This is a genomic window from Streptomyces sp. NPDC018263 (assembly GCF_055562575.1).
In genome coordinates this window covers 516,720-542,274 of the sequence record NZ_JBVHFA010000003.1, presented here as the reverse complement: position 1 = coordinate 542,274, position 25,555 = coordinate 516,720, and the positions used below count along the sequence as shown (strand labels likewise).

The window sequence follows — 25,555 nt, the reverse complement described above, 5'->3', positions numbered from 1 at the left end:
CCGAGTTGCCGTACTTCGCTGCTGACGCCACGGAAAACGCAAGAAGCCCCGGATTTCTCCGGGGCCTCTTTACTGTGCACTCGGCAGGATTCGAACCTGCAACCTTCTGATCCGTAGTCAGATGCTCTATCCGTTAAGCTACGAGTGCTTGTTCTTTTGTTTTTGTCTCCGTTTCCCTGGCCTTTCGGCCCGTCCCGGCGACAGGAAGAACATTACATGACTGCCGCCGTCATGTGAAATCCGTTCCCCGCACCCTGCCTGACCTGCGGAAACGTCGAAACCTAGATCGAACGAGCAACCCCGTACGGGTCCCGGCAACGCCGAAGCCCCGGTCCAGGTGGACCGGGGCTTCGGATCAGGGCGGAGGCGGAGGGATTTGAACCCTCGATGGGCTTTAAGACCCAAACCGCATTAGCAGTGCGGCGCCATAGACCGGACTAGGCGACGCCTCCAGCACAACCACTCCCGCGAGCGCGCGAATGGTGCGTGCAGATGATGACACAGGCAAGCGCGGTGTCACCAATCGGTCCCCACGGTACTAGGCACCAGGGCCGCAGGGCAAAGGGCTTCTCCCGGCGAGGCGCGAGCCGCTCCCACGGGCGGTACCGCAGGTGGGCGCAACGTCCGGCGAGGGTGCGCGTTGGGTGGGTATGAGTGCTCTCCCGCGGCGCGGCATCGCGTCCCTCGCCGTCTCCGCCGTCTCGCTCCTCTGCGGCCTCGCCCCCGGCCCGGCCCATGCGGTCCCAGCCGCCCCAGCCCGCGCGACCGCCGGCGCCTTGGCCCCCGTCACCCTCACCCACACGCCCCCTGGCGGCCCCCTCGCGCACGAGGCGCACACCGTCCCGGCCGCCTCCGGCCGCGCGAACCCCGCCGCCCCGGCCCCCGTCACCCTCGACCGCACGCCCACTGCCAGCCCCCTCGCCCATGCCGCCCTCGCCAGCCCGGCTCATGCCGTCCCGCCCGCTCCCGGCCGCGCGACCCCCGCCATCCCAGTCCTCGCCCCCCGCACCGCCACCCTCGCCATCCCAACCCTCGCCGCCCGCACCGCCACCCCCGCCATCCCCCCACCCCCGCTCCCCGACGACCGCACCCCCGACCACCTCACCCTTGTCGTCCGCGGCGCCGGGCCCGGCCGGGACGGGGTGCGGGAGCTCTTCTGTCATCCCGGAGGCGGTGATCACCCCGACCCCGGCGCCGCCTGCCGGGTGCTCGACGAGAGCACTCAGTGGGGGCGGGACACCTTCGCCCCCGTCCCCCCGGACAGCGTCTGCACGATGATCGACGGCGGGCCCGCGACCGCGCACGTCACCGGGTACTGGGCCGGCCGTCCGGTGGACGCGGAGTTCAGCCGGAGGAACGGGTGCGAGATCGCGCGGTGGGACCGGCTGGTGCCGTTCCTGCCGGGTGCCGGGTCGTAGAAATCCCCGTAAAGGTCCCGCGAAGGTCTCAGGGAGTGGTGGCGCGCGGGAGGACGCGGGCCGCGGCGCACGTCAGCGGCAAGTCGTGGGCGGGGAAAGGCGACCCGTGGTGGGATGCGGGCATATGTTCGGCGTCACTTCGTCGTGGTACCTCCCTCCCATCCGGCGGCGTGCGCGCGGGCGGAGCCCTTAGACTCCCTCGCGTGACACCCCGCGGGCCGCTTGGCAAGATGGCCCGAGCGGTCGGCAAGGTGCGGTGACAGGGAGGAAGCGTCTCGTGAGCAGCAGGCCATCCCGAGGCGCTGCTCGCCTCGCAGCCATACTCGACGCCCTGCCCGACGCGTTGCTCCTGGTCAACGCCAACGGCACGGTCGTCAACGCCAACACCATCGCCCTGGAGGCGTTCGAGGCACCCGGTACGGCACTCGTGGGGCGGGGCCTGCTCGATCTGCTGCCGCAGTTCGACTCGAAGCTGATCCCCGGCTCGATGCGCCGCCCCGACCACATGGACCCGGCCGGCCGCACCAAGCCGACGCGGATGGTCGCCCGGCGCACCGACGGCACCGAGTTCCCGGTCGAGGTCACCAGCGCCAACCTGGAGAACCCCCAGCAGGCGTACGACGGTTCGGCGTACACCGGCGACGAGCTGCTGATGCTCGTCGTACGGGACCTCTCCGGCACCGTCGACACCGAGGCCGAACTCGCCCGTTCGCAGCGGCAGACGGAGATGATCCTGCGCGCCGCCTCCGAGGGCGTCGTCGGCACGGACACCGACGGCCGGATCGTGCTGGTCAACCCCGCCGCCGCGCAGATCCTCGGCTACCGCGCCGGTGAGCTGGGCGGCCGCGAACTGCACACTCTCGTACTGCACTCCCGCGCCGACGGCTCCCCCTTCCCGTACGACGAGTCGCCGCTCGCCGACACCCTGCGCTCCGGGCGCAAGCACCGGGTGCGCGGGCAGGTGCTGTGGTCCAAGAGCGGGGACGAGGTCTCCGTCGACCTGACCACCGCCCCGGTGCGCGACGGCGACCAGCTCGTCGGCGCCGTGATGACCTTCACCGACCGGCGCCCGTACCAGTCCCTCGCCGACGAGAAGGAGGCGCTGGAGAAGGCGCACGCCGAGGAGCTGGAGCGGCTCGCCGAGGAGCACGCCGCCGACCTCACCGCGCTGCGCCAGAAGCATGCCACCGAGGTCGAGGAACTGACCGAGCGCGGCGCCGCCGAACTGACCGAGCTGCGCGAGAAGCTCCAGGAGGAACTGGCCGCGGGCGAGGAGCGGTACGCGGCCCTCGGCGAGCGCGAGAAGGACCGTTACGACGCCCTCGCCGCCCGCCACGAGCAGCTCCTCACCCTCCTCGCCTCCTCCCTGCGCGGCCCGCTGGACGAGCTGCGCCGTGAACTGGCCGCCCTCGCCGCCGACGACGCGGGCCAACTCTGGCCCGAGGCCAACCAGGTGCTGCACCACCTCTCGGCCGGGTACGCCCGCATCACCGCCCTCATCGACAACGTCCTCGGCTTCCAGCGCCTGGACTCCGGCACCGAGGACATCGCCCGCACCAAGGTGATGCTGGACGCGGTCGTCGCGGCCGGTGTCGACGGTGCCGTGGAGCTGATCGGGCCGGGACGCGTGCAGTTCGCCGTGCACGCCCCGCCCATCGAGGCCGAGGTCGACCCGCAGCGGCTCGCCACCGCGCTGGCCCACCTGGTGGCGGACGTCGCGGGCGTGGACGCCACCGGCAACGCCCCCGTCTCCTCGGCCGGTTACCTGGACAACACCGTGGTGGTCGCGGCCGCCCAGCGCGGCGAGGTCGCGCGGATCGAGGTGCGCGGGCCGTACGCCGGGGGCGACCCGGTGCACGAGCCGATCGTGCGGGGCATCGTCCGGGCGCACGGAGGTGTGCTCCAGACACATGAAGTGCCGGGCATGAGTGGGCGTGCCTACGTCCTCGAAGTCCCGCTCGGCGGTGGCGCCGGTACGGTCGCCGCGCGCGTCCCGGACCCGCGCGCCGCCGTGTCCTCTGGTGCCGAGGTCGCCCTCGTGGGTGACGCGGGCGAGCAGGGCGGCCGGCGGCGGGCACGGCGGTCGTCGACCGACGCGTTCCTGGAGAGCGAGGTCGAGGCAGCGGAGGGACCGGGGGCTCCCGCGCCCACCGGGCGGCGCCGCAGGCGCGGTGCCCCGGCGGCCGAGGAACTGGCCCCGGCCGCGATCGAGAGCGCAGAGACGGCTTCCAGCGGCACCGGCCGGCGGCGGGGTCGTCCCGCCGAGGTCGGCGACGGGGTGGCGGCCGAGGGCGCCGTGATGACGGCGGCCGAGCACGCCGCCGGAACAGCCGCCTCCAACACGGGACTTGGTGGCGCCGTGCCGCCGCAGGGTGTACCGGTGCCCGCCGGGCAGCGGGCTCCGCAGGGCGCCGGTGAGCAGGCGGCGCTGCCGCCCGCCCTTCCCGCGCCGAGCGCGGAGGGCGCGTCGGAGGATGCCCAGCCGACCGGCCGTCGTCGGCGTGCGCTGGCCGCCGCGGCCGAGCGTGCGGCGGCGCAGGACGCGGGTGCGCGTACGGTCTTCGCCCTGCCGCCTGCCGAGGCGGACCGGACGCCGGAGCCGGAGGCCGCCGCGCCGGGTGTGCGGGTGGGTCCGCTGTCGGGAGCTCCGGTTCCCGGGGCGGGTACGGCCGCGGGGGTCGGGGTTGCTCCCGGGATGACGGTGAACGCCGGGCCGGGGGTTGGTCCGGTGCAGGGGCTTGGTCAGGGTGTGGGGCCGGTTTCGGGGGCAGGTCCGGTTCCGGTGCAGGGGCTTGGTCAGGGTGTGGGGGCAGGTCCGGTTCCGGTGCAGGGTGCTGCTCCGGGCGCGGGTCCCGTTCCGGCACAGGGTCCGGCTCCGATGCCGGGTGCCGCTGCGGGTGCGGGTCCGGTCCCGGCACAGGGTCCCGCTCCGATGCCGGGTGCCGCGCCGGGTGTTGGGCCCGTCCCGGCACAGGGTCCCGCATCGATGCCCGGCGCCGCTGCGGGTGCGGGTCCGGTCCCGGCACAGGGTCCCGCTCCGATGCCCGGCGCCGCTGCGGGTGTTGGGCCCGTCCCGACCCAAGGCCCCGCACCGATGCCCGGCGCCGCGCCGGGTGTTGGGCCCGTCCCGGCACAGGGTCCCGCTCCGGTACAGAGCCCCGCCGCTCCGGGCACGGCCCCCGCCGCAGCCCAGCCCCCCGTACCGGCGGCCCCGGCCCAGTCCGCCCCCGTACCGCCGCAGCCCCCCGCCGAGGGTGAGCCCTCCGGCGGTGGGCGGCACGACGCCGTGCCCGTGGACCAGTCCGAGGACCACACGCCGCCGCAGCCGCATCCGACCACCGCGCCCACCGGCAGGCGCCGCCGGGCCGTGGCGCAGCCGGCGCAGCAGGAGGCGGCGATCCCGGCTCAGGCGGCGCCCCCCGCGCAGCCCGTGCCGGTACCGGCGCAGGCGACCGCCCCCGAGGCGGCCGTACCCGCGCAGCCGCTGCCCGCGGAGGCCGCGCCCGCGCCCGCCGCTTCGGCGCCCGTTCCGCAGCCGTGGCCCGACGACGAGGACGACGACACGGCGGGCGCGGGTCTGCCCGGTGCCGCGCTGCCGCCGCAGTTCACGCCGCAGGCGCGGGCCGCGCAGCCTCTTCCCGCCGAGGCGCCCGACGCCACCCAGGGCCGGGCGATCAGCGTGCGCACGCTGGGCCAGGGCGTGCCGTTCGTGCGGCAGGCCGCGCAGGTGCAGCAGCCGACCGCGACCCCGCCTCCGCACGCGACCAACGGCGGCGGGCGGCGCCGCAAGCTGGGCACCCCGCCGCCGCGTCCGGAGGCGCAGCCCGAGGCGGGCGCCCGTCCGCACCCCGAGGCCACGCTGACGCCCGCGCAGCCGCGCCGGGCGCCGGGTACCGAGGGCGTCGGACGGTCGTACGCCATAGGGGCGCCGGACGCGAACGCCGCCGAGGGGCCCGAGCCGCTGGACGGTCCCGGCGGTGCCGTGGAGGTCGCGGACACCCCGCGTCCGCAGCCGATGGACGACGAGCTGCCCCCGGAGCCGCTGGACAACCCGCGTCGGCTGCTGGTGTGGCCCGCGCCGGACGTGACGACCGCGGAGGCGCTGAGCACGCGCGGCTACCGGCCGGTGGTCGTGCACTCCCGCGAGGAGGTCGACGCGCAGATCGCGGCGTTCCCCGCCGCGCTGTTCGTGGACCCGCTGACCGGCCCGATCACCCGGACCGCGCTGCAGTCGCTGCGTCAGGCGGCGGTGGCCGCCGAGGTGCCGGTGCTGGTGACGGCCGGCCTCGGCCAGGCGAGCCGCGAGGCGGCGTACGGCGCCGACCCGGCCGTGCTGCTGAAGGCGCTGGCGCCGCGCGACAGCGAGCAGCATCCGCCGCGGGTGCTGCTGATCGAGGAGCACGCGGAGATCGCGCTGGCGCTCACCGCGACGCTGGAGCGGCGCGGGATGCAGGTGGCGCGGGCCGCGAGCGACGCCGACGCGGTGACGCTGGCCGGGCAGTTCCGGCCGAACCTCGTGGTGATGGACCTGATGCAGACCAAGCAGCGCCAGGCCGGGATCGTGGACTGGCTGCGCGCCAACGGGCAACTCGACCGGACCCCGCTGGTCGTCTACACGGCGGCGGTCGAGCAGGCGGACCTGCCGAAGCTGGCGTCGGGCGAGACGGTGCTGTTCCTCGCGGAGCGGTCCACCAGCGACGAGGTGCAGGGGCGGATCGTGGATCTGCTGGCCAGGATCGGCACCAACTGAGCGGCATCAACTGACAGAGGGGCCGGGGGTGTTCGTACCCTCGGCCCCTTCGTCGTCTCGGGGGACTCAGAGCCGCGTGACGTCCAGCTCGCCGTCCGCGTACCGCCTGCGCAGCACCTTCTTGTCGAACTTGCCGACGCTGGTCTTCGGGACCGTCTCGACGATCGTCCAGCGCTCGGGGAGCTGCCAGCGGGCGATCCCGCACTCCTCGGCGAGGAAGAGGCGCAGCGCCTCGAAGCCGGCCTCCGCGCCCTCCTTCAGTACGACGGTGGCCAGCGGGCGCTCGTCCCACTTGTCGTCCGGCACGGCGACCACGGCGGCCTCCACGACGTCCGGGTGGGCCATCAGGGCGTTCTCCAGCGCGACCGAGGAGATCCACTCGCCGCCGGACTTGATGACGTCCTTGGCGCGGTCGGTCAGGGTGAGGAAGCCGTCGGGGGAGATGGTGCCGACGTCGCCGGTCTTCAGCCAGCCGTCCGCGCTGAACTTGTCGTCGGGGCGCAGGGGTTCGGCGTCGGGGCCGTTGTAGTAGGCGCCCGCGATCCAGGGGCCGCGCACCTCCAGCTCGCCCGCCGACTCGCCGTCCCAGGGCAGGCGTTCGCCGCCGGGGCCGGTGAGGCGGGCCTCGACGGAGGTGGGGAAGCGGCCCTGGGTGAGCCGGTAGGCGAACTCCTCGTCGGTGCCGATCGCGTGGGCGGGCGGCCGGGCGACCGTGCCGAGGGGGGAGGTCTCCGTCATGCCCCAGGCGTGACAGACCCGCATGCCGAGCGCGTCGAACGCCTCCATCAGGGAGGGCGGACAGGCCGCGCCGCCGATGGTGACCTGGGTGAGGGAGGAGACGTCGCGCGGGTTGGCGCCGAGTTCGGCGAGCAGGCCCTGCCAGATGGTGGGGACGGCGGCCGCGTGCGTCGGGCGCTCGGCGGCGATCATCTCGGCCAGCGGCGCGGGCTGGAGGAACCGGTCCGGCATCAGCAGGTTGACGCCGGTCATGAACGCGGCGTCCGGCAGGCCCCAGGCGTTGACGTGGAACTGCGGGACGACCACCAGCGAGGTGTCCTGGTCGGTCAGGCCCATCGACTGGGTCATGTTGACCTGCATGGAGTGCAGGTAGACCGAACGGTGGCTGTACACCACGCCCTTGGGGTCGCCGGTGGTGCCGGAGGTGTAGCACATGGCGGCGGCCCGGCGTTCGTCCAGCTCGGGCCAGTCGTACGTCTCCGGTTGGCCGGCGAGCAGCTCCTCGTACTCGTGGAGCTGGGCGGTGCCGGCCGCGAGCGGGGCGCGGTCGCCGGGGCCGGACACCACGATGTGCTCGACGGTGGGGAGCTGGGGCAGCAGGGGCGCGAGGAGCGGGATCAGCGAGCCGTTGACGATGATCACGCGGTCGGCGGCGTGGTTGACGATCCAGGCGAGCTGCTCGGCGGGCAGCCGCAGGTTGAGCGTGTGCAGCACGGCGCCCATGGACGGGATGGCGAAGTACGCCTCCACGTGCTCGGCGTTGTTCCACATGAGGGTGGCGACGCGGTCGTCGTCCCGTACCCCGAGGCCGGTCAGGGCGTGCGCGAGCCGGGCGGAGCGGGTGCCGATCTCGGCGAAGGTGCGCCGGTGCGGCTCGGCCTCGCCGGTCCAGGTGGTGATCCGCGACGACCCGTGCACGGTCGAGCCGTGGGTCAGAATCCTCGAGATCAGCAGCGGTACGTCCTGCATGGTGCTCAGCACGGCGGGCGTCCTCCCCGGCAGCGTTGCCTGTACGGAAGTAGAGTCGCGCTGATTCTGCGCACATACCGCGCGGTATGTCACTAGGGGGAGGGAAAGTCGGCGCTGTGTCCTGCGCCTCGCGGCCGGGCCCCGTGCGGGCTTCTCAGCGGGAGAGACCGAGTTCCGGGTCCTCGCGGAGTTTGCCGAGGGCGCGGGAGACGGCGGACTTCACGGTGCCGACGGAGACCCCGAGCAGCTCGGCGGTCTGGGCCTCGCTGAGGTCCTCGTAGTAGCGCAGGACGACCATCGCGCGCTGGCGGGCGGGCAGGCGCAGGATCGCCCGCCACATGGCGTCGCGCAGCGCCTGCCGTTCGGCCGGGTCGTCGGCGCCGGGACGCGGCTCGGGCTCGGGCAGCTCGTCGCAGGCGAACTCGTCCACCCGTCGTCTGCGCCACTGCGAGGTACGGGTGTTGAGCAGGGCGCGGCGCACATAGCCGTCCAGCGCCCGGTGGTCCTCGATGCGCTCCCAGGCGACGTACGTCTTGGCCAGCGCGGTCTGGAGCAGGTCCTCGGCGTCGCTCGGGTTGGCGGTGAGCGAGCGGGCGGTGCGCAGCAGGGCCGGGTGGCGGGCGCGGACGTAGGAGGCGAAGGAGGGGTACAGCGAGGTTCCGGCCGGTGCGAGCCTGGGGTGGGGGAGAGTCTGCCGCGCTGGTGCGGCGGCGGCCGAGGCGCTGGTGCAGACGGGTGCGGTCATGTCTCCACGCTAGGAGCGGGTACGGCGCCGGGGATCGGCCGGAGGTCCCGAAGACGGGTCCGCCTCAGGTTGTAGGGGTGGGGCTCGCCGGACCTCCTGAAGGTGGAGTGGACCTCCACCCGGCCTGGGGGTTGTCCCGGAGGGGTTCGGGGCTCGTGGACGGCTTGGAGACGGGCGGGCGTACGACAGCGGCGCGGCGGGCACCGAAGTGCCGGCCGCGCCGCTGTCATGACCCCGAAGCACACCCCGGCGGAGCCCCTCCCCAGGGACCCCGCCCCCGGCTCACCGGAGAGGTCCGCGGTGACTGCTGTCCATCTCTTCCTCCAGACCCGACTACGGCTTGAATCGGGGTGGTTGGCCGACCGTCCCGACTCGTTTTCCTGCGACGTCGCACCGGAGTACTGCCCGCCCCACCCCACCCCAATCTCCTCAGGGGGCGCGATTACCACGCAAGCGTGACCACAAGTCGATAAACCCCCATCACCACATTTCTTCGCCATGCCGCACGCACCGGACATCGACGCCCACTTTCCCTTTTCGAACGGCTGTACGACCATGAAGTCATGGCCACCTCTCACCGGCAGGCCACGCCGCTGGCCCTCGCCCACGCGCTGTCGGCCGCCGCGCGCGGGCTGGCAGTCATCCCCCTGTCCCGGCGGAAGCTCCCGGCGCTGCGCTCCCCGCACCACGACGACCCCGCGCACCCGCCCTGCCACGGCGAGTGCGGCCGGCTCGGGCACGGGGTGCACGACGCCTCCGCGGACCCCGCCCGCGTACGCGCCCTCTTCGCCGCCGCACCCTGGGCCACCGGGTACGGCATCGCCTGCGGGCTGCCCCCGCACCACCTGATCGGCGTCGACCTGGACGCCAAGCCCGGCACGGACTCCCCGGCCGCGCTGCGCGCCCTCGCGGCACGGCACCGGTTCACCATCCCCGAGACGGTCGTCGTCCTCACCCCGAGCGGCGGCCGCCACCTCTGGCTCACCGGGCCCCCGGACGTGGCGGTCCCCAACTCCGCGAGTCGGCTGGCCCCCGGCATCGACATCCGGGGCGTGGGCGGCTACCTGGTCGGCCCCGGCTCACGGGGTACGCGCGGCACGTACGCGACGGCACCGGGTACGGCCCGGCTCCGCCCGGCACCCTGTCCCCCGGCGCTGCTGCACCTCCTCCTGCCCCCGCCGCCCCGGCCCTCGCGGGCCCACCCCGCCGACGGGGGCGCGGCCCTGCTCCACTTCGTCCGCACCGCCCACGAGGGCGAGCGCAACTCCCGCCTCTTCTGGGCGGCGTGCCGGGCCTGGGAACAGGGCATGGGGGCGGCGCTGTCGGGCCCGCTCCTGGACGCGGCCCTGGACACCGGCCTGCCGGAGGCGGAGGCGCGGGCGACGCTGGGGTCGGCGGCGCGGAGGGCGGGGGGACCTTGATGAAGCCCCCGCACCGGTGGATCGTGGACCCGTCCCCGACAGCCCCTGGAGGCACAGTGCCCGCCCTGCACGTCAAGGCATTCGACCACCTGGTCCTCAACGTCGCCGATGTCGAACGCTCCCTCGGCTTCTACACCACCCTGCTCGGCCTCCAGCCCGAGAACGTCGACGAATGGCGCGCCGGCAAGGCCCCGTTCCCCTCGGTCCGCATCACCCCGGACACCATCATCGACATCGTCGAGGGCCCCCGGCACGAATCCAACGTCGACCACTTCTGCCTGGTCGTGGACCCCCTGGACTGGACCGAGGTCATCGCCACGGGCCACTTCACCGTCCTGGAGGGCCCGGTCCAACGCTCGGGCGCACGGGGCGAGGCGACGTCGATCTACATCCAGGACCCGGACGGGAACACCATCGAGCTGCGGTGGTACCCGGAGGACAAGGGGGCGTAGCACACACAGAAGGGGCGCCCCCTTGGACGGGAGCGCCCCTTGCTCTGCGGAGGCGGTGGGATTTGAACCCACGGTGACATCGCTGCCACGACGGTTTTCAAGACCGTAGAGCTTCCACCTAGTCCGCGCAGGTCAGGGACCGTTCCAGTCACGCGTGCGAGCCCGCTGGCCCGCGTATGGCCCACACGCCTTCCAAGTCTGTTGGAGTAGCAGGCTGATACCTAGGCGTTCACCGGGGTCCACGTCCGTCCGGCAGTTCAACGACAGCCGACGGCCGAACTCTCATGCACGTCGGCGTCCACCCCTGAATGTGAGGCCCCTTGGCCGGGTTGTCTGGCCGGGGGCCTTCTCGCCTCAGCTTCTGAGGCACCCGGTGTTCCCCGCCTGATCGGGCAGCACGGCATGGGTACGACCGTCCGGTACATCACTGAGGCTTGTCATCCTCATGCGGAACCACTGCTGCGAGGATGTTCAAGCCCACTACGAGTTCGTAGGTAGGGCTCAGAGACCTAGACAGTCCGTTCTTAGAGGTCGCGATCACGGCCCGCATCGCTTCGAGGACTGGCTGCGGCACCACAAGGCGCTCGGTCCGGTTTGGGAGGGTGAATGCGTCCGGCCCTGCGGTGCTGCGACCCTTAGTGAGGGTGCGGGTACTCCCGCGAAGAGGCTTGCGGACTCCTGGGTACAGCGCCGCGTACAGGCCCGCGTACTGCAGCACGTGTGCCGTGCCGGGCCCCGTCAGGCGACAAGCCTCCACATCATGGAAACGGGTGCGCTCGACCAGGTAACGAGGCAATACGTCCGCGTCCTTGCACAGCAGTCTGGTCACAGCCCACGTTGAGGGATCGAGGCGCACTGCAGCATCGACGTTGTTCAGGTCGACGAGAAGTTGCCAGACGTCTGAGGGCTGGGCTGTGCGGTGGAACCTCTCCAGCCGACGTGGAATCCGGAGAAGTTCCTTGTCGAACATCTCGTACCAGCGATTCATTGCATGGCGAGCGCTTGATTGCCGAGAGAGGTCCGTGTCGTAGTCCGCGATGACGCGCTCCCGTTGGGCGCGTACGTGGCTTTGCCGTAGCTCGCCCAGCTCATATGCGAGGACACGCTGTATGCGCTGTGCTGGGCGGCCGTACGCAGCCGCTAGTTCGAGCAGGTATGGATCATCCAGCGAAGGCCCCCGCCAAGGACCAGGATGCGGAACGTACCGTTCGGCCATGGCTACAACCAGCTCGAAGGCCCGAGACTGTCGCTGTTGTACAGCAGGTGTTCGGTCTATGGCCCGCTCGACCATCTGGTGAGTGATCCCTAGGACGGAGGCGACCTGATCTACGAACTGGGGACGCCGACTTGGGACGATGCCTTCGTTCTCGAAGCGACGATAGTTCTTCGGTGAGACGCTTAGGCGCTCCACAACGTCCTGAGCCCGCAGGCCGGAGGCACGACGGAAGTCCGCCAGGGTCCAGGATTCACGTTCGGAGTCCATGAGCTGCCAGGGATGCACTTCGAGAGCTCGAGCGAGGGTGCGCACGCGCGGCGGGTCTGGCACGCGGTGCCCGTTCTCGTAGGCCAGAATCTGTGCCTTGGTAGCTCCAACTGCCTCCGCCAACTCTTCGGCAGTCATCGACGTCCGAAGCGGTTGGGCATACAGGTTCATCCGATGAGCCCGCAGCTCAGCAGGGCTGAAGTTCGTCATGCCCCGTGTCATTGACGTGTTCCCCTCGTCGCAGGGACCACTTTAGGGGTACCATTGCAGTGTCCACGGTCGGTCTAGCCCTCTTGATCGCTGGCGCTCTGACCTGGGCGGTCGTGTCTTTTAGCGGCAGAACAAGTGGATGCTGACGCGGAAATCAGCGACGTTAGACGCCGTTGGCCGCATGGTTTTGGGGAAGCGGTCCGCAGATATCAGTTACGAAGAGGCCCTGCACCTCCACGGCTAGCGCTAGTCCGTTGGCGGGGGCACAGGGCCAGCGTCTGGGAGCGTTTTCCCGGAAGGCCCTCTGTGCCAGCAGGGGGCCTTCGACGTTCAGAAGAACTTGTCGATCAGGTGACGCAAACAGGCACCCAGTGCCTGCAGTGCCAGCCAGCCGAACGCCTTCTTAACGATCTTCCGGTGGACCCGCTCCCCGCCTTCCGGCGGGTTCTCCATACGCAACATCTCCTCTCGGTCGCGGAGCCGATCGGCCCCGATCGGGTCAACCGATCGACGGGTTACGCCACGCGAGAGAAGTTGTCGGGTCGAGCTTACCGGGTCCCACGTGCAACACCGGTCAGCGAGCGTGCATCTGTGCCCCAACTACCGGCGATAATCGCCGTTTGACGATTAGTTGATTATCGTAGTTACCCATGCGTACGGAGTGCGGGCTGCGAACTAGCGACCGAATCGCGGCTGTTGAGACCTGTATTTCCGCGTCGGCTCGCAACGTGCGAGTTCGGAGCGGGGGGATGCGCCTACGTCGTATGACGCAGGCATGACCAGGTAGTAGCCTCCCCAGAACTACCCGATGTGTGATCCATCACGTTCGCCGGGCCCTACTGATCTGCGACATCGCCGAGGTGCGGTGGACCGCCCACCTGCCCCCCCACCGGTGACTCAGGCCAGTGAGTGCGTGGTGACGGGGAAGACGATGGGCCCGGCTTTAGTGGCCAGGCCCATCGCGCGTAATCCGTTCAGCACCAAGCCTGTTGGCCTGCGCTTCAATCTCTTTGGTGCGGGAGTCCGAGGTGGCCGTCCGTCGGTCCGCCCTGGCTCGCGGCCGGGTGGACAGGCAAGAGGTCGTCCGGCATGGCTAGCTCCCCCGCCGGCCGCTGTGCGAGCCATCCCGAACGGCGGTGCTGCGGCGTCTCGGTACGGACATGCCGGAAGCCGAGCCGTTCGTAGTAGGCGTGTAGTCCGGCGTTCCAAGAAGCTGAACGGGACCCCCGCAGCCGAGAACACGGCGAACCGAAAGCGCATGGTCCTCAGCAATGCCTTTCGGTACGCAGTCGAAGAGCGCACACTGCTGAACCGTCACCCGTTCCTCGCGGTCGACTGGAATGCACCGACCACCTCGGACGAAGTCGACTTCCGGTACGTCCCGGACCCTCGGCTTGCGCGGCGGCTCCTGAGTGCGGTCGCGGCGCAGGGCCCCCGCGGTGAGCATTTGGAGACGTTCTTCGGAGCGATCTATTACGTGGCCACCCGCCCTGGAGAGGCTGTCTCCCTCCGGGAGCAGGACTTCACGCTTCCATCCGAGAGTGAGCCGGACGCATGGGGCGAAGTACTGATCTCCGAGAGTCACCCGGAGGTAGGGGCGGGGTGGACGGACGACGGAAAGTCTCACGATCAGCGCGGGCTCAAACACCGGGCCCGTAACGCCGTGCGGGCCGTTCCCATCCCTCCGGTGTACGTGCGGATGGTCCGGGCGCATATCGCACGCGGCCTCGCCCCGGACGGTCGGCTCTTCTGGGCCGCTCGCGGCGGGCGGCTCACGTCGAATGAGTACTGCTCGGCCTGGGACACGGCCCGTGAAGACGTCCTCACTCCGGCTGAGGTGAAGTCGGAGATGGCCAGCGTGCCGTACTGCGCCACGCTGCCGTGTCCCTGTGGATCAAGCAGGGGGTAGACCCGGTGGAGGTCGCCTACCGCGCCGGCCACAGCGTGGCCGTGCTCTACCGCTTCTACGCGAAGCTCCTCAAGGGGAGTTCGGCCCACGCGAACAGCTTGATCCAGAAGGGGCTAGAGGAGGCTGAGGGCGCCTGATCCTGGCCCGCGTATGGCCCACACGTACTGGTCAGAGGCGGTACAGACCCGATCCGGGGTGAGACAGGGTGAACGCAGAAGGGGTGCCGCTCCGGAGAGGGCACCCCTTCTGACCTGCAACCTTCTGACCTCTGCGGAGGCGGTGGGATTTGAACCCACGGTGACATCGCTGCCACGACGGTTTTCAAGACCGTTCCCTTAGGCCGCTCGGGCACACCTCCCCGCTTCGCCCACCTGGGGCGGAGCGGGGTACAGCGTACCGGGAGCGGGGAGCGGGCGGGGGAACCGGCTTAGCTGTCGCCGACTCGGGAGCCGAGGGTGAGGTCGACGGTGTGCTGGTCGCCGCCCCGGGTGTAGGTGACCTTGACCTTGTCGCCGGGCTTGTGGGTCCAGATCTCGCCGATCAGGGTGGGGCCGCTGTCGATGACGGAGTCGTCCAGCTTGGTGATGACGTCACCCGGCTTGAGGCCGGCCTTCGCGGCGGGGCCGCCCGGCTCGACCGCGTCGGCGCCGCCGGTGCCCTGGTCGGTGATCTTCGCGCCGTCGGCGGACTCCTCCAGGGAGACCGAGGCGCCGATCTTGGCGTACACCGGCTTGCCGGACTTGATGAGCTGCTGGGCGACGTACTTGGCCTGGTTGATCGGGATGGCGAAGCCGAGGCCGATCGAGCCGGACTGGCCGGAGCCGAAGCTGCCGCCGCTGGTGGACTGGATCGCGGAGTTGATGCCGATCACCGCGCCGGAGGCGTTCAGCAGCGGTCCGCCGGAGTTGCCCGGGTTGATCGACGCGTCGGTCTGCAGGGCGCTCATGTAGGACGCCTTGCTGCTGGAGCTGCCGTCGCTGGAGGCCACCGGGCGGTTCTTGGCGCTGATGATGCCGGTCGTCACCGTGTTGGACAGCCCGAAGGGGGCGCCGATGGCGATCGTCTCGTCGCCCACCGCGACCTGGTCGGAGTTGCCGAGGGAGAGCGGCTTGAGGTCCGAGGGCGCGTTCTTCAGCTTGACGACGGCCACGTCGTAGCCCTGGGCGTGCCCCACGACCTCGGCGGCGTACTTGCGGCCGTCGGGGAAGGTGGCGGACAGCTTGCCGCCGTCGACCGCCTCGGCGACCACGTGGTTGTTGGTGACGATGTGGCCCTGGGTGTCGAAGACGAACCCGGTGCCCGTGCCGCCCTCGCCGCTGTTGCTCTCCGCCTCGATGGTCACCGTGCTGGGCAGCGCCTTGGAGGCCACGCCCGCGATGGTGCCCGGCGCCCGCTTGACCTGCGAGGCGCCGTTGTCAGCGGCGGAGACGGTGGTGGAGCCCTGGCCGTCGTTGTCCTTGGCCAGGGTGTAGCCGAGGCCGCCGCCCAGACCGCCCGCGACCAGCGCGGCCACCAGCACCGCGGCGATCAGCCCGCCGCGCCCGCCACCGGCCGGCTTCGGCGCCGGCTGCTGGTACGCGGCACCCCAGCCGCCGCCGGCGCCACCCGCGCCCGCCTCGCCGTACCCCGGAGTGCCGGGCGGCGGCGGAGGCGGCCAGGAGCCCTCGGGGGCGCCGTAGGACGCGGTGGGGGCGGGCCCGTAGGGGTGCTGCTCCGGCGGGCCGGCGGGCACCGGCGGAAGCTGAGCCGTCGCACCCGCGTCACCCTGCGGGGGAGCGGGAGATGCCACCGGCACAGGAGGTGCGGACGGGGCCGGGGGTACCGCGTTGCCCTCGTTCTCGGTGCTCACAGCTCTTCTCTCCTCGATCCACGGCTGTTGTCGTCGGTCGCGCTCGATCATGCTCGGTCGCCCACCGGTCGCGTCACGTCGTAAACGGGTCGCGTACGGTTCGCGCCGGTCCATGGTCGGTCATGCCCGTGGCCGCGCGCACGCCCGTCACCCGAGACGCGCGGACCGGCGCGAGCGGGCCGCACATGGTCCCGTGTGTGTTCCTGTTGTACGCACTCAGCTTTTCCCACAGGCCGTCAGGGCACCGTAAGCGGTCCCTGTGGGACTGCGGGGACCCTTTATATAAGACTTCTCGGGCATAAGTGAGATAAGTATGCACGGAGGCCCGCCCGGAGGCGCATTCCTCCCGTCCCCTGCCCACTCGCGCGCCCCGCACAACCCCCGGTCGGTGGCACCATGACGCGGTGACCCACGCACCACACCACACGATCCAGGTCGTCGCCCACCGTGGAGCCTCCGAGGACGCCCCCGAACACACCCTGGCCGCCTACCGCAAGGCGATCGAGGACGGCGCGGACGCCCTGGAGTGCGATGTACGGCTCACCGCCGACGGACACCTGGTCTGCGTCCACGACCGCCGGGTGAACCGCACCTCAAACGGCCGCGGTGCCGTCTCCGCCCTGGAGCTGTCCGACCTCTCCGCCCTCGACTTCGGCTCCTGGAAGGGCCGCGCGGGCCGGGACGAGGAGCCCGACTGGGAACACCGGCCCGAGGACCGCGAGGAGACCTCCGTCCTCACCCTGGAGCGCCTGCTCCAACTGGTCGCCGACGCCGGGCGCCGCGTCGAGCTGGCCATCGAGACCAAGCACCCCACCCGCTGGGCCGGCCAGGTCGAGGAACGGCTGCTGACCCTGCTGCGCCGGTACGGGCTGCACGCCCCCGCCTCCCCCGAAGCCTCCCCGGTCCGCGTCATGAGCTTCTCCGCGCGCTCCCTGCACCGGGTGCACGCCGCCGCCCCGGCCCTGCCCCTGGTGCTGCTCGCCCAGTTCGTCACCCCCCGCCTGCGGGACGGGCGCCTCCCCGAGGGCGTCACCATCGCGGGCCCCTCCATCCGGATCGCGCGCAGCCACCCGGCGTACGTACGACGGCTCAAGGAGGCCGGTCACCAGGTGCACGTGTGGACGGTGAACGAGCCCGCCGACGTGGACCTCTGTGTGGACCTGGGGGTCGACGCCATCATCACCAACCGCCCGCGCGCGGTGCTGGGCCGCCTCGGGCGCTGACTTCCCGCCACCTCGGGGAGTGCTCCGGCGCGTTCGCTCCCCGCGCGGACGTTGCGAATGCGTCGCCGGAACGAGACTGGCCGGTTTCCGGTTCAGGCCAATGGGGCATCCACACCGTGGCGTGGGGCGAAGGAGGTCTCGGGGGTGGCGTTGGTGGTGGCACAGGAAGTGCCCGCGTCGTCGAGCATGGCCGTACCTCATGGCCCTGCCGGCGTGAGGCAGGCGAGGCACCGGATGCGTGCGCAACTGCGCGGCGGCGGGGTCCCGGAACCGGTCGTGGACGACGCCGTGCTGATTCTGTCGGAGCTGCTGAGCAACGCGTACCGGCACGGCCGCCCGCTGGGCGGCGCGCGGGCCGGGGACGGCGCGGTGCGCGCGGACTGGCGTGTCGACCCGCGCGGACGGCTCATCGTGGAGGTCACCGACGGCGGCGGCCCGACCCGCCCCGCCCCGGCCACCCCCTCGGTCACCGCGCACGGCGGCCGCGGCCTGAGCATCATCGACGCGCTCGCCGACGACTGGGGCGTACGGGACGACGTACCGGGCGAGGTGACGGTCTGGGTGGTGGTCCACGCGGACGTGCACGATCCCGATGCCGGCGCCCCGCTCGAATCTTTCGCTACGCGCGTCACCACCCCCGAGCCGGTCACCGCGCTGGCCGAACTCGGCTTCACGGAGGCGTTCGAGAGCCTGGACTGAACGGGCGGCTCCAGAAGGGCGGTTGTCCACAGGCAGCGGCCGCCCCGGCCCGCGTCGTCCACAGGTTCCCGTGGCCCGTGGCCCGAACGGCTAGGCTCCCGCCCGTACGAGACCAGCCGTTACCGGGAGACAGCCACGATGGCCAAGAAGCGACCCCAGCCCAAGGGCAGCCGCCCGCAGCCGCACGGGGCCGGGGGCGAGGTTCCGGTCGTCGGTGCCCGCGAGGCGTGCCCCTGCGGCAGCGGCCGCCGCTACAAGGCGTGCCACGGCCGGGCGGCCGCGCACGCGGCGACCGAGCTGGTGCAGCGCCCCTTCGAGGGCCTGCCGGGCGAATGCGACTGGGTGGCGCTGCGCGAGCTGGTTCCGGCCGCCACCGTCGAACTGACCCTGAAGGACGGCCTGCCCGAGGGCGTCCCCTCGGTGACCCTGGCCACCGTGCTGCCGATGGCGTGGCCCGCGCTGCGCCGCGACGACGGCTCGGTGCTGCTGGGCCTGCAGAACGACACCGCCTCCGGCGACATCAGCCGCGACCTGGCCGACACCCTCCAGCGGGCGCTGGTGGCCGAGCCGGGCACGCCGGTGGAGGGCCGCCGCGCCCCCTCCGGCGCGCCCCGCCTCCAGGACCTGCTGGACGCCGAGGGCGCCTTCGAGCCGGTCGTGCACAGCGGGTTCGAGTTCTGGGTGCCGGACGCGGAGAACGCGACGCCCGAGGTGGCCGCCTCCCTGGAGCGGGCCAACTCCGCCGCGATCCCCACGGTCAAGCTGGCCGGGGTGGACGCCGCGTACTGGTGCGAGACCCCGGAGAAGAACCACCTGCGCTGGGTCATGCCGCACGAGGAGGAGCACCTGCTGGACGCGCTGGCCCGGCTGCACGCGGCGGGCACTTCCAGCCTCGGTGAGGGCACCCGGCTGGTCGGCTCGTTCCGCGCGCACGGGCTGACCGTGCCGGTGTGGGACCTGCCGAGCGGGGTCGGCGCCGAGGAGATCGAGAAGCCGGCCGCCGAGTTCGCCGAGCGGCTGGCCGCGGCCCTCGCGGTGACCGAGCCGCTCACCCCGGAGGAGCGCCGGGCGCGCGGCGGCCTCACCAACCGCCAGGTCACCCTGAGCTGACCTGGCCGGACGCCTGGGGAACAGGTGACTCCTGTCACAACTCCTCGGCCTGACAAGCGAATCGGTGTCCGAATGGGCCGGACCGAATTTGCGAACCGCCGATCTCTTGTTACCGTTCCAGTAGCCCGGTTGTTGGTGCATCCCCCGTCGCCAGCAACCGGGCCTTTCCATGCCCGCGCCCGGCGGGTTCAGCCGTTGCCTCCTTCAACTCCCATTTACATCAACGGAGTTGCTGGCTGAGCGGAGCAGCAGCGGACCCTCGGCGCCGCGCGCGAACTCGGAGACGGCCGTGTAGGCGGCCCCCGCGCCCCGCGTGCGCTCGCGCGGGGTCTCACAGGTGGCGGGCGCGTCGTCCGCGCCGGTGGCACAGGTGGTGCGCACGGCCCGGCCGTCCGGACCCAGCAGGCTCAGGTAGGCGTCCAGGGCGTCGCCGGTGGTGTTGCGGTAGTAGACCCGCGCCCAGGTGTCGCCGCCCCGCGTCAGGACACAGGTCTGCGCCTCCAACCCCTCGGGCGAGGCGAGTTCGGGACCGCAACGGGTGAGCGTGACCCGCGAAGGAGCAGCCGAGGCCGGCTGCGAAGGCGCGGACACCCGCGCTCCTCCGCCCCGCCCCTCCACCGGCCCCTCCACCTGTCCCGCCGACGCCCCGCCCAGCGGCAGCAGCAGCGCCGCCGCGACGAGGGCCGCCAGGGCGGAGGTACGGAGCGGTCCGGATCCCGGCCCGCCCGCGCGGGACCGGTGATTTCGCAGCATGGGCGGAACATAACGAGCGCACGCGGCCCGAAGGCCCCGCGCGCCCCCGACACCCCTACAACTCGGGCGCGCTCACACCCGTACGAGTGAGGGCCTCGACCACCGCGTCCACCACGGCTTCCACGTCGGGGACCCATGGGGAGGCGGAGCCGGGCAGCGGGGCGCGCGCCCAGCGGACCTCGCCCGGGCCGGTGGTGGAGGGCGGGAGGGCGAGATAGCCGCCCTCGCCGTGGAAGCGGAGCGAGCCGGGGACGAAGTCCTTGGCGTACAGAAGTTCGCCCAACTGCTCCATGGAGTAGGGCTTCACGAGGATCGCCCAGCGGTGCGGGGCGGCGACGACCGGGCCGAGCCGCATGCCGCGCCGGTCCAGCAGCGCGAGCGCGCGGGCGCCGGCCCCGGCGGGGAGGCTGACCGCGCAGGGGGCCTGGCCGCCGGTGGCGAGGACGATCGGCGCGTCCGGCCGGCTGGTCCACCACCAGCGCACCATGCGCGCGTCGGTGGTGGCCGCGAGCAGGTCGGGGTCGCCGGGGTGGGCACCGGGAACCGTGCAGGCGGGATCGGGGCAGGAGCAGCCGGCCGGGCCCTGCGGATCGGGGGCCGCGCCCGGCAGTACGGGCCACCGCCACGTCGCCGCGAAGGTCGAGGCCGCGTCGATCAGCGCCGGGCCGTGGTCATCCCGCCGGGGCGGGAGCCCGCTTCGGCTTCCGAGGATCTCGCGCATGAGCGCTCGTTCCTTTCCGTTGCACCGCTGGCAACACCGTGGACATCACAACATGTGTGGATCACTTCACTGTGCGTACCTGTTGGCGCATCACGCCCCCGCACACGGCGGGGGGAACCCCCAGGGATGGAGCAACTGTCGCGTCCGACGTGCGGTTCTTCAGGAGCACGGACACGGCACGGGGGTGGCGAAGTCTGGCGTTTTGCCGTCGCGCGTGTTTCTCTCCGCCTCCGCCACGGGAGGATGGGGCTCGGCCGTCGGTGGTTATGACGTCCGAGTCTCTCGCCAGGTTCCGGGCGGCCTGTGGCCACCCCTGGACTTCTCTCGAGTACGTACCCCGCACGGCCGTGGTGACGCTCCGTCGAGCAGGGCCAGTCGACCGCAATGACGCTCCACCCGAGGCAGTTTCCAGCCAACTTGTCAGTAGGGCAAGGGGTTCCGGGGCATCCCTTCCACGCCCCACCAACACCAGGAATCCCCGCAGGACAATGCTGGACATCCCCTCACGAGTGCGTGTACATGTGGAGACACTGCTGGCGGCGCAGAATCACATGGGGGTTTGCGATGCTTTTCAGTAAGACGCACCGGTCCGAGAGCCGGACGCCATGAACGCCCCGCACCCTCCGAAAGTGGCCGGAATCGATCCCACGGTTCCCACTCCCGCCCACACTGTCGCGCCCGCACCCCCCGCCCCGGAAGCCGGTCCCGCACCGGACGCCACGGCAGGCACCCCGCCTCCCGTCGCCGCCACGGAAGCCCCCGGCAGCCTGCTCCAGGACCGGCTGGCCGGCTGGGTCTCCGACCTCACCACCCTCCATGAGCTGACCGAGCGGATGTGCCGAACATCCGCCCTGCCAGCCGCACTCGATGAACTGCTGCGCGCCGGTGCCGCCCTCGTGGGCGCCCGGCGCGGTCTCGTCGTACTGGAACCCGGTGACGGGCTCGGCCCCCGCGCCACCGTCGGTCTCGGCCTCGGCCGCGCCGATCTCGGCCACATCGAGACCGTCCCGCGCGATTCCCTGCTGACCGGCACCGCCGACCTCCTCGCCGAGCCCGCTCTCGACCCCCGGCACCGCGAGGTCGCCGCCCGCCTCGGCTACGCCGCCAGCCACGCCCTGCCGCTGGCCACCGAGACCGCGCACCTCGGCGCCGCCGTCTGGCTCTACGACGAACCGGCCGCCCCCGACGAACACCACAGACATCTGGTCGCGCTCTACCTCCGCCAGGCCACCGAGCATCTCGCCCTGCTGCTGGAGGTGGAGCGCGCCCGCCTGCACACCGCCACCCTCACCGAGGAGTTGCTCCCCTCCCGGCTCCCCCGCGTCCCCGGCGTCCAGCTCGCCGTCCGGCACCGCACCGGCCCGCGCGGCGGCGGCGACTGGTACGACGCGCTGCCGCTGCCCGACGCCGCCCTCGGCCTCTCCGTCGGCTCCGTCACCGGCAGCGGTCCGGGTGCCGTCGCCGCGATGGGCCGGCTCCGCGCCTCCCTGCGGGCGTACGCCGTGATGGAGGGCGAGGACCCGGTCGCCGTCCTCTCCGACCTGGAGCTGCTGCTCCGGCTGACCGAGCCCGCCCGCTCGGCCACCGCCCTGTTCGCCTACTGCGAGCCCGCCGCGCGCCGGGTCACCCTGGCCGGTGCCGGGCACAGCCCGCCGCTGCTGACCGGGGAGCGCCGCACCGAGTACGCCGAGACCTCCCTGTCCGCCCCGCTCGGCATGCTGGCCTGCTGGGAGGCGCCCAGCGTGGAGTTCGGCGTCGAGCCCGGAGAGACGGTTCTCCTCTACACCGACGGGCTGCTGCGCCGTACCGGCGAGGCCATGGACCGGGCCTTCGCCCGGCTGCACGCGGCCGCGGCCGGTGTGCCCCGCGCCCTGCGCGCCGACCCCGGCGCCGTCGCCGATCACGTCCTCGCCACCCTCCTGCCGGAGGAGGACACCGCCGGCGACGAGGACGTGGTGCTACTGGCGGCCCGCTTCGACTGAGTAGAGGCAGGCCCGGCAGGTCCGGTTTCGGTACGAACGTACGATGATGGAGGCACCCTCGCTCGGGCGTGGACGCGAGCGCCGCGTGCCCCCTGGGGGAGACCACACGCCGTACCGAGGAGGATCAGTGTCCGACGAGCTCAACCCGGCCGTTACCGACGAGGCCACCGAGGCCGAGGAGCCCATCAAGCAGCGCAAGAACGGCCTCTACCCCGGTGTCTCCGACGAGCTGGCGGAGAACATGCGCTCCGGCTGGGCCGACACCGAGCTGCGTGACCTGGCGCCGATCCCGCAGGCCGCCGACACCGCGCGCCGCCGCGCCGCGCTGTCCGCCCGCTTCCCCGGCGAGCGCCTGGTGATCCCCGCCGGCAATCTGAAGACCCGCTCGAACGACACCGAGTACGCCTTCCGCGCCGCCACCGAGTACGCGTACCTCACCGGCAACCAGACCGAGGACGGCGTCCTGGTCCTGGAGCCCACCGCCGACGGCCACCGCGCGACCGTCTACCTGCTGCCCCGCTCCGACCGGGAGAACGGCGAGTTCTGGCTCTCCGGCCAGGGCGAGCTGTGGGTCGGCCGCCGCCACTCGCTGGCCGAGTCCGAGGCGCTGTACGGCATCCCCGCCGCCGACGTGCGCGAGCTGGCCGACGCGCTGCGCGAGGCCACCGGCCCGGTGCGCGTGGTGCGCGGCCACGACGCCGGGATCGAGGCGGCGCTGACCGACAAGGTCACCGCCGAGCGCGACGAGGAGCTGCGGGTCTTCCTGTCCGAGCAGCGCCTGGTCAAGGACGAGTTCGAGATCGGCGAGCTGCAGAAGGCCGTCGACTCCACCGTGCGCGGCTTCGAGGACGTGGTGAAGGTCCTCGACAAGGCCGAGGCCACCTCGGAGCGCTACATCGAGGGCACCTTCTTCCTCCGCGCGCGTGTGGAGGGCAACGACATCGGCTACGGCTCGATCTGCGCCTCCGGCGCGCACGCCTGCACCCTGCACTGGGTACGCAACGACGGCCCGGTCCGCTCCGGCGACCTGCTGCTGCTCGACGCCGGCGTGGAGACCCACACCCTCTACACCGCCGACGTCACCCGCACCCTCCCGGTCGACGGCACCTACACCGACCTCCAGCGCAAGATCTACGACGCGGTGTACGAGGCCCAGGAGGCCGGCATCGCGGCGGTGAGGCCCGGCGCCAAGTTCCGCGACTTCCACGACGCCTCCCAGCGTGTGCTCACCGAGAAGCTGGTGGAGTGGGGCCTGGTCGAGGGCCCGGTCGAGCGCGTCCTGGAGCTGGGCCTGCAGCGCCGCTGGACCCTGCACGGCACCGGCCACATGCTCGGCATGGACGTCCACGACTGCGCGGTCGCCCGCACCGAGGCGTACGTCGACGGCACGCTGGAGCCCGGCATGGTCCTCACCGTCGAGCCCGGCCTGTACTTCCAGGCCGACGACCTGACGGTGCCCGAGGAGTACCGGGGCATCGGCGTCCGGATCGAGGACGACATCCTGGTCACCGCCGAAGGCAACCGGAACCTGTCGGCGGGCCTGCCGCGCCGCTCCGAGGACGTCGAGGCGTGGATGGCGTCGCTCAAGGGCTGACCCTCACGACGAAGGACCCCTCACGCGGTGAGCAGCGAGGGGTCCTTCTTCCATTTCAGGATCTTGTCGAAGCTGACCACGGTGCCGGTGCGGCCCGGCCGGGCGCCGATGTGCACGTGGTCGGCCAGCTCCCGGATCAGACACAGGCCCCGGCCGTCCTCGGCGTCCACACGCGCCATCCGGATGCCCAGCGCCGGGGAGGATGCCACACCGGGCCCGGAGTCGGCGACCTCGATGCGGCACTTCTCGCCGTCCAGATAGGCGGTCACCCGGTACGCCTCCGTGTGCTCCCCGCACGCGGTCCCGCCGTGCTCGACGGCGTTGGCGCACGCCTCGGTGAGGGCCACGGAGATGTCGTAGGAGACGTCGGGGTCGACCCCGGCCGTCTCCATGGTGCCGATCAGCAGGCGCCGGGCGAGCGGGACGCTCGCGGCATCGCGGCGCAGATGGAGTGACCACCAGATGCTCATGCTCCAGCCTCCTGGCCGCGGCTCGACATACCGTTACCTATTGCCGCGCGTGAGCGCCCGTAAGCCCTCAAGTGACGTGATGCCGCCCATATGGTCGATGTGCGCCGGGACGAATCGGGGTATGAGGTACGGCCGACGCGGCAGCGCGCGTCCCGGCCGTGGCGCGATCCGGCGGCCCTGCCTCGGGGGTGCGGCGGGCGCAGTGCGATGATGAGCCCCGCCATGAGTGCCCCCCGTCCGCGCACGGCGCGACCCGGACCCCGCGTCCGGCTTCTGCGGGCCGCGGTCTTCGCCGCGGTCTGTGTCGTGCTGGCCGCCGCCGGGCACACCGTGGCCTCCTGCGCGAACGTCCCGCTGTGGACGCTGGGCGCCGGGTTCGCGGGCTCCCTGCTGGTCATGGCGCCGCTCGCCGGACGGGCCCGCTCGGTGCCCGCCATCGCGGCCCTCCTCACCCTCGGCCAGGTGGCCCTGCACACGCTGTTCGGCCTCGGCCAGCACACCGCGCAGCCCATGGCGTCCATGGGCACGGCGCACTCCGGTCCGGCCGACGACGAGATGGTCCAGCGGGCCGCCCAACTGCTGTGCGGGTCGGGACCGGCCACCCTCACCCCCGGCCATGCCTACCGGCTGCTGCTCGACGCCCGTCTCATCGACGCCTCGGGCCGTTTCACCGGGCACGCGCCGACGGGCGGGCACGCCTCCGACATGGCCGGCTCCTCGGCCGGGACCGTGCCGTCGCTGCTCTCGCTGCCGATGCTTCTCGGCCACCTCCTCGCGGCGCTCGCGCTGGCCTGGGTACTGCGCCGGGGCGATCTGGCCGTGCTGCGGCTGGTCGAGCTGTCGACGCACGGGGTCGCGGAGGGCGCGCTCGTCCGCTCCCTGCGCGCCGCGCTCGCACTGACCCGCGCGCTGTACGCCGGGCTGCTGCCCGCGACCGGCCCCGCCCCCCGCCTGCGCCGTACCGAGCGGGACGACGCGCCGGTCCCGCGGGCCGCCGCGCTCCAGCACTCGGTGATCCGGCGCGGCCCGCCCGCCGACGCGTTCCGTCTCGCCGCCTGA

19 protein-coding genes and 3 tRNA genes are annotated in these 25,555 nt (G+C 72.3%); 11 read left to right on the top strand and 11 right to left on the bottom strand.

What is annotated here, in order from left to right:
- Positions 1-75: 75 nt before the first annotated feature.
- Positions 76-148, bottom strand: a tRNA-Arg gene (locus ACZ3HQ_RS11580).
- Between the two features lie 213 nt (positions 149-361).
- Positions 362-452, bottom strand: a tRNA-Ser gene (locus ACZ3HQ_RS11575).
- 198 nt (positions 453-650) lie between these two features.
- Here ACZ3HQ_RS11575 and ACZ3HQ_RS11570 point away from each other — a divergent pair.
- Complete coding sequence (locus ACZ3HQ_RS11570) at positions 651-1,418, top strand: SSI family serine proteinase inhibitor (protein WP_467509700.1); 768 nt, start codon at positions 651-653, stop codon at positions 1,416-1,418.
- A 277-nt stretch (positions 1,419-1,695) separates the two neighbouring features.
- Entirely contained in the window at positions 1,696-6,168 is a 4,473-nt protein-coding gene (locus ACZ3HQ_RS11565) for a hybrid sensor histidine kinase/response regulator (RefSeq protein ID WP_467509698.1), read from the top strand.
- Positions 6,169-6,234: 66 nt separating this feature from the next.
- Here ACZ3HQ_RS11565 and ACZ3HQ_RS11560 read toward each other — a convergent pair whose 3' ends face one another.
- Together ACZ3HQ_RS11560 and ACZ3HQ_RS11555 are read right to left on the bottom strand one after the other, a co-directional pair.
- A complete protein-coding gene (locus ACZ3HQ_RS11560; protein WP_467509696.1) occupies positions 6,235-7,887 on the bottom strand; it encodes a long-chain fatty acid--CoA ligase in 1,653 nt (550 codons plus the stop codon).
- A gap of 142 nt (positions 7,888-8,029) precedes the next feature.
- Positions 8,030-8,620 (bottom strand): SigE family RNA polymerase sigma factor, encoded by a 591-nt coding sequence (locus ACZ3HQ_RS11555; protein WP_467509694.1) that lies wholly within the window; start codon positions 8,618-8,620, stop codon positions 8,030-8,032.
- Between the two features lie 563 nt (positions 8,621-9,183).
- On the opposite strand from ACZ3HQ_RS11555, the gene ACZ3HQ_RS11550 reads away from it, so the two are divergent.
- Positions 9,184-10,041, top strand: a complete 858-nt coding sequence (locus ACZ3HQ_RS11550; protein WP_467509692.1) for a bifunctional DNA primase/polymerase — start codon at positions 9,184-9,186, stop codon at positions 10,039-10,041.
- A 56-nt stretch (positions 10,042-10,097) separates the two neighbouring features.
- The gene (locus ACZ3HQ_RS11545) at positions 10,098-10,493 is read left to right on the top strand and encodes a VOC family protein (RefSeq protein WP_467509690.1); all 396 of its coding nucleotides are present in this window, start codon (positions 10,098-10,100) and stop codon (positions 10,491-10,493) included.
- 424 nt (positions 10,494-10,917) lie between these two features.
- On the opposite strand, the gene ACZ3HQ_RS11540 is transcribed toward ACZ3HQ_RS11545, so the two are convergent.
- Together ACZ3HQ_RS11540 and ACZ3HQ_RS11535 are read right to left on the bottom strand one after the other, a co-directional pair.
- Positions 10,918-12,186, bottom strand: a complete 1,269-nt coding sequence (locus tag ACZ3HQ_RS11540) for a helix-turn-helix transcriptional regulator (protein WP_467509688.1) — start codon at positions 12,184-12,186, stop codon at positions 10,918-10,920.
- A 330-nt stretch (positions 12,187-12,516) separates the two neighbouring features.
- On the bottom strand, positions 12,517-12,639 hold the full coding sequence (locus tag ACZ3HQ_RS11535; protein ID WP_467509686.1) for a hypothetical protein: 123 nt from the start codon (positions 12,637-12,639) through the stop codon (positions 12,517-12,519).
- A gap of 1,428 nt (positions 12,640-14,067) precedes the next feature.
- Here ACZ3HQ_RS11535 and ACZ3HQ_RS11530 point away from each other — a divergent pair.
- Positions 14,068-14,232: a hypothetical protein gene (locus tag ACZ3HQ_RS11530; RefSeq protein ID WP_467509684.1), complete on the top strand. Its 165-nt coding sequence runs from the start codon at positions 14,068-14,070 to the stop codon at positions 14,230-14,232.
- A 134-nt stretch (positions 14,233-14,366) separates the two neighbouring features.
- Here the strand turns inward: ACZ3HQ_RS11530 and ACZ3HQ_RS11525 are convergent.
- Both ACZ3HQ_RS11525 and ACZ3HQ_RS11520 read right to left on the bottom strand, forming a co-directional pair.
- Positions 14,367-14,453, bottom strand: a tRNA-Ser gene (locus ACZ3HQ_RS11525).
- A 69-nt stretch (positions 14,454-14,522) separates the two neighbouring features.
- On the bottom strand, positions 14,523-15,944 hold the full coding sequence (locus tag ACZ3HQ_RS11520) for a S1C family serine protease (RefSeq protein WP_467509682.1): 1,422 nt from the start codon (positions 15,942-15,944) through the stop codon (positions 14,523-14,525).
- A 404-nt stretch (positions 15,945-16,348) separates the two neighbouring features.
- Here ACZ3HQ_RS11520 and ACZ3HQ_RS11515 point away from each other — a divergent pair, with 404 nt between their 5' ends.
- The 3 genes from ACZ3HQ_RS11515 to ACZ3HQ_RS11505 all read left to right on the top strand — a co-directional run bounded on the left by ACZ3HQ_RS11515 (position 16,349) and on the right by ACZ3HQ_RS11505 (position 18,976).
- Complete coding sequence (locus ACZ3HQ_RS11515; RefSeq protein ID WP_467509680.1) at positions 16,349-17,167, top strand: glycerophosphodiester phosphodiesterase; 819 nt, start codon at positions 16,349-16,351, stop codon at positions 17,165-17,167.
- A gap of 57 nt (positions 17,168-17,224) precedes the next feature.
- Positions 17,225-17,866 carry an ATP-binding protein gene (locus ACZ3HQ_RS11510; protein ID WP_467509678.1) on the top strand — a complete coding sequence of 214 codons (642 nt, stop codon included), beginning with the start codon at positions 17,225-17,227 and terminating at the stop codon, positions 17,864-17,866.
- Between the two features lie 138 nt (positions 17,867-18,004).
- Entirely contained in the window at positions 18,005-18,976 is a 972-nt protein-coding gene (locus ACZ3HQ_RS11505; protein ID WP_467509676.1) for a DUF5926 family protein, read from the top strand.
- A gap of 204 nt (positions 18,977-19,180) precedes the next feature.
- Here the strand turns inward: ACZ3HQ_RS11505 and ACZ3HQ_RS11500 are convergent, their stop codons facing one another.
- Together ACZ3HQ_RS11500 and ACZ3HQ_RS11495 are read right to left on the bottom strand one after the other, a co-directional pair.
- Positions 19,181-19,729 carry a hypothetical protein gene (locus ACZ3HQ_RS11500; RefSeq protein ID WP_467509674.1) on the bottom strand — a complete coding sequence of 183 codons (549 nt, stop codon included), beginning with the start codon at positions 19,727-19,729 and terminating at the stop codon, positions 19,181-19,183.
- A 55-nt stretch (positions 19,730-19,784) separates the two neighbouring features.
- Positions 19,785-20,450, bottom strand: a complete 666-nt coding sequence (locus ACZ3HQ_RS11495; RefSeq protein WP_467509672.1) for a bifunctional DNA primase/polymerase — start codon at positions 20,448-20,450, stop codon at positions 19,785-19,787.
- 605 nt (positions 20,451-21,055) lie between these two features.
- On the opposite strand from ACZ3HQ_RS11495, the gene ACZ3HQ_RS11490 reads away from it, so the two are divergent.
- Together ACZ3HQ_RS11490 and ACZ3HQ_RS11485 are read left to right on the top strand one after the other, a co-directional pair.
- Positions 21,056-22,432, top strand: coding sequence for a PP2C family protein-serine/threonine phosphatase (locus ACZ3HQ_RS11490; protein WP_467509670.1), 1,377 nt, complete (start codon positions 21,056-21,058; stop codon positions 22,430-22,432).
- Positions 22,433-22,559: 127 nt separating this feature from the next.
- Entirely contained in the window at positions 22,560-24,026 is a 1,467-nt protein-coding gene (locus ACZ3HQ_RS11485; protein WP_467509668.1) for an aminopeptidase P family protein, read from the top strand.
- A gap of 20 nt (positions 24,027-24,046) precedes the next feature.
- Here the strand turns inward: ACZ3HQ_RS11485 and ACZ3HQ_RS11480 are convergent, their stop codons facing one another.
- Positions 24,047-24,496: an ATP-binding protein gene (locus tag ACZ3HQ_RS11480; protein WP_467509666.1), complete on the bottom strand. Its 450-nt coding sequence runs from the start codon at positions 24,494-24,496 to the stop codon at positions 24,047-24,049.
- 222 nt (positions 24,497-24,718) lie between these two features.
- Between ACZ3HQ_RS11480 and ACZ3HQ_RS11475 the strand changes: the two genes are divergently transcribed.
- Entirely contained in the window at positions 24,719-25,555 is an 837-nt protein-coding gene (locus ACZ3HQ_RS11475) for a hypothetical protein (protein WP_467509664.1), read from the top strand.